The sequence below is a fragment of the Frankia sp. CcWB3 genome, assembly GCF_977927595.1.
Window position 1 is genome coordinate 1,790 of record NZ_CDWRCK010000336.1, and the last position, 2,203, is coordinate 3,992.

Annotated in this window: 3 protein-coding genes and 1 pseudogene; all 4 read right to left on the minus strand. The window is 69.2% G+C overall.

Annotated elements, in window-relative coordinates; genetic code table 11:
- Positions 1-357, minus strand: a 357-nt coding sequence (locus ACY5KJ_RS18640) for a cell division protein SepF (protein ID WP_462203972.1), incomplete at its 3' end; no start/stop codon positions are given.
- Between the two features lie 10 nt (positions 358-367).
- Positions 368-1,195 carry a YggS family pyridoxal phosphate enzyme gene (locus tag ACY5KJ_RS18645; protein ID WP_462188857.1) on the minus strand — a complete coding sequence of 276 codons (828 nt, stop codon included), beginning with the start codon at positions 1,193-1,195 and terminating at the stop codon, positions 368-370.
- Positions 1,192-1,875 carry a peptidoglycan editing factor PgeF gene (gene pgeF / locus ACY5KJ_RS18650; RefSeq protein WP_462188858.1) on the minus strand — a complete coding sequence of 228 codons (684 nt, stop codon included), beginning with the start codon at positions 1,873-1,875 and terminating at the stop codon, positions 1,192-1,194. The genes ACY5KJ_RS18645 and pgeF overlap by 4 nt, the downstream gene beginning before the upstream one ends.
- 23 nt (positions 1,876-1,898) lie before the next feature.
- Positions 1,899-2,203, minus strand: a pseudogene (locus tag ACY5KJ_RS18655) (cell division protein FtsZ); the annotation flags it as partial.

Genomic DNA, 2,203 nt, shown 5'->3' on the forward strand with positions numbered 1-2,203 from the left:
GTTCATGATAACGGGTGTCCCGTCCCTGAACTCCTCGCCGATCTGGCGCGCCTCATTGTAGCTGCGTGGCTGAAGCGTGGTGATCCGGTAGGGGTGCGGCTCCTCCGCCGCGGCCACCCTGCGCATCGGCACGGGACCGGCGGGACGCAACGGTTCGACCGGTGGACGTCGCGGCATGGCGACCGGCTCCTCACGTGCGTCTATCCGACGGACCGTACGGTCCATCGGAACCGGTTCGTGCATAGCACGCCGATCGTCACGACCGACCGCACGACCGTCGTCATAGTCGTCGTCGAGATAGTCCTCATCCTCCTCGGCCAGACCGAGGTAGACCATCGCCCTGCGCCCGAGCCCCATGGGCGCGACTCTAAGGGACACCAGGCCGTTCACCGAACAAAGCGGTGCCGATCCGAAGGTGTGTCGCGCCTTCGACCACCGCGTCCTCAAGATCTCCCGACATGCCGGCACTGATGACGGTGGCCTGGGGATGCCCCACCTTCAGGCGTTCCGCCACCTCACGCAGTCGCGCGAATGCAGGTCGTGGCTTCCCTCCCCGGGGGGCGACAGCCATCACGCCTCGCAGAGCCAGTCCCGGCGCCTCCTCGACAAGATCGGCCAGGGCGGAAAGGCCGGCCGGATCGACCCCTCCGCGCCTCGAGCCGGCGATCGACGCACCAATCTTCCCATCGGAAGCACCAGGGAAGTCCAACGAGACCTGGAGACAGACCGACAGCGGGCGGCCGCGTTCCATCGCCAGCCGGGAGAGCACCGGCACCAGGCTCACCCGATCCACCGACTGCACCCAATCCGCCCAACGAAGAACGGATCTGGCCTTGTTGCGCTGCAGTTGTCCCACGAAATGCCAGATCGGATCGTCGGAACCGGAGGACGGGCCGTCACCGGTCCCCTTGGTCAGGACGTTCCGTTCCCCGCCGATCAGCCGGGTGACGAAACCCACCTTCGGCCCGGCCTCCTGCTCCCGGTTCTCGGCGAAGTGCCGCACCCCGAGCGTGTGCATCATCACAACATCCTGGGGTGGGTAGGTTTTACTGACCGCAATGAGGGTGAGGTGGTCCGGATCACGGCCCGCGGCCCGGGCCGCCCCCGCGATCCGAGCCCGAACCTCGGCCAGCCGCTGCGTCAACCGGTCCAGGCGCGCCGGATCGAGCTCGATCGGGCCGGGCCGGTGGATCATGGCGTCGGCCCGAGCCAGGCCAGACCGGCGAAGCGTCCCGTCCGACCCTCCCGGCGGTAGGAGTAGAGCTCCGGATCCTCGGCGGTACATCGAGCAGAAATTGTTATATCAGTCACACCGGCGACGGCGAGTTGACAACGGATACCGGCACGCAGATCGATCGCCGCGGTACCGACGCGGGTGGTGGCCGCACTCCCCGGCACCTGGGTCTCCACCTCGCAACGAAGATCCTCCGACACCTCGTAACAGCCGGCACAGATACATGGACCGATGGTGACACGGAGCTCGTCCGGGGCGGCGCCGAGCCGCTCGAGGGCCCCAAGAGTGACATGTATCACGCCATTGGCCATCCCAACCCGGCCGGCGTGCGCCACTCCCACCACCGCGGGGGCCTCGAACAGCACCGGTGCGCAGTCGGCGACCATCACGGCGAGCGCGAGGCCGGGGACATCGGTCACCAGCGCGTCCGCCTGCGGAGGCGGCCCGTGCCGGCGCAACACGGCGACCTGCCTCCCATGCACCTGCCGCATGTACTGGACCGGCATCCGCAGCCGGTCGACGAGCCGGCGTCGGTTGACGGCGACGGCCTCGTCGGCATCCCCGACGTGGTCGCCCAGATTGAGTCCCTCGAACGGCGGGTCGCTGACCCCACCCGAGCGCGAGGTGACGAGAACCGGCATGCCGGAAGTCTGCCTGGCACCGGCTACTTGAGGAAGTCCGGCACGTCCAGCTCGTCGTCGTCGGCCACCGGCCGCACCGGCCGGCGAGGCGGGTAGGTCGGCCGGGGAGCAGTGCGCGGGGGCTCCGGGCGGTGCTGACCATGGGTCTGATCAACCGGCGGCTCCACCGGTTCACGGTTCGGCGGGGCGAGGCGGGACTCGATCGTCGGGATCACGGTCGATTCGGCCGTGGCGGCCGCGGCGGGTTCGTTCGAGGCCGGCGCCCCCGGCCGCGGTTCCGGGTGGTAATGACCGACGTTCGACGGCGCGATCGGCGGCGGGGGTGCCT